We start from the raw sequence: 1,921 nt of genomic DNA, 5'->3' as shown, positions 1-1,921 counted from the left end.
TGTTGTGTGCCGGGCACGGTGCATTTCTTAATAGTGAGCTGAACCTAACATGTCAAGTGTTGGTTCAGCAAGTCTTAGACCCAGCCAGATGGAGGCGAAGGGTGTAGCGGTATTACAACGGGGTATCCGGTGACGGTGCTTCGGAAGGCAGTAGCCCTGCAAAGGGTACCGCAAAAGCGCGGGGTGACGAACAGCCAGTGAGTCAGGCATGCACTGTGGGACGAGCCTGCAACACAAGGTTAAGTCCTCTATCCATTATAGGCAGTGTCTGTATACTCAACGCTCGTGCGCTGAAAGAAATGTATTTACCCCGGGAGGTCTTCCATATGCTCATCGTTGATGGTGGGCTGAGAGAAGGGTAACCCGATCAGATCGTATGGAAGAAGTCAGCAGAGGGCATACTGTAACCAGCCGGTGAAGAGAAAGAAGGTCTCCTCTCCTCACTCTGGTGAAAGGCCCGAACGGTGCCCGAACCGAATGGTACGGGTAAATGGAAGTGATTATTAGGAGCTTAAGTCTTATGGTTATAGCGCAGCAGAGATCTGAAATAGCCGTAGCGTCATTTGCTACCGAACATCCGACAGAGAGTTCCCACCTCATGGAAATGATTCTTGAGCGGGGAAATATGCTGAGAGCACTCAAACGAGTCTGTCGTAACAAAGGTGCGCCTGGGGTTGATGGCATGAGAGTCACTCAACTTCCCGGTTACCTGAAACGACACTGGCTCAAAATCAGGGAATCTTTGTTAGCAAGTCATTATTCACCTTTTCCGGTCAGGGGAAAGCTAATCCCTAAGCCAAACGGAGGGGAAAGATTGCTTGGGATTCCTACAGTCCTGGATCGTCTGATTCAGCAAGCCATTGCCCAGGTACTACAGTCCATATGGGACCCCACTTTTTCTGACTTCAGTTATGGATTCAGAGAAGGTAGATCTCAACATGGGGCTGTGTTAAAGGCAAAGGAGTATCTGCTTTTGGGATACAAACATACTGTTGACATGGATCTGTCCAAGTTCTTCGACCGGGTTCATCATGATCGATTGATGAGTAGACTGGGCACAAAGATAAAGGATAAGCGGTTACTCAAATTGATCCGCTCCTATCTGAGAGCCGGTTTACTTCTCGAAGGTCTTGAAAGCCCCCGCTTCGAAGGGACACCCCAGGGCGGTCCACTCTCTCCTTTGCTCTCCAATATTGTCCTGGATGAATTGGATAAGGAGCTGGAAAGAAGAGGTCACCGGTTTGTGAGATATGCCGACGACTTTCTGATTTTCACCAAAAGCAGGAAAGCTGCCGAGCGTGTGATGGAAAGCGTTTCTTATTTCATATCCCGGAGGCTGAAACTCAAAGTGAACGAAGAGAAAAGTCGGGTAACTCGACCCTGGCTTTGCAACTTTTTAGGGTTTACGTTTATTGATATGTGCGGCCAAACTAAGATCCGAATTCACTCCGAAACGATTAAACGTCTCAAGGATAGAATTCGTGAGATTACCAACCGCAACTGCGGAAGAAGTATTCAGCAGGTTATCAAAGCACTAAACGAATACCTTAGAGGATGGTGGAACTATTACCGTCTGTGCGAAGCCAGGTTCCTCTTTAAATCTTTGAACAGTTGGATCATCAGACGACTTAGGTGCCTTCTCTGGAAACAGTGGAAGAATCCTAAAACCAGGGTTCGCAACCTGTTGAAACGGGGAATTTCCCGGAACTATGCCATGACTTGCGGGAACAGTCGTAAGAAATATTGGCGTATGAGTAAAGTCAAATGGGTTGTAATTGCTCTTCCTACCAGCTATTTCCTATCACTTGGGTTATTTCAACCAGGGAATTGATCTGCCCGATCAGCCGAACCGCCTTGGTACGGACCCGTATGCCAGGTGGTGTGGGAGGGCCGCTTAGTAATGAGTGGTCCTATCCCGATA

At 48.3% G+C, this 1,921-nt stretch carries 1 protein-coding gene; it reads left to right on the top strand.

Annotated elements, in window-relative coordinates; genetic code table 11:
* Positions 1 to 520 precede the first annotated feature (520 nt).
* Positions 521 to 1,831: a group II intron reverse transcriptase/maturase gene (gene ltrA, locus KOO63_14065; GenBank protein MBU8922938.1), complete on the top strand. Its 1,311-nt coding sequence runs from the start codon at positions 521 to 523 to the stop codon at positions 1,829 to 1,831.
* Positions 1,832 to 1,921: the final 90 nt, after the last annotated feature.

The organism is Candidatus Latescibacterota bacterium (genome assembly GCA_019038625.1).
Taxonomy (GTDB): Bacteria; Krumholzibacteriota; Krumholzibacteriia; order Krumholzibacteriales; family Krumholzibacteriaceae; genus JAGLYV01.
The sequence above is the reverse complement of the archived record's forward strand: the minus strand, read 5'-3'. Positions and strand labels throughout refer to the sequence as shown.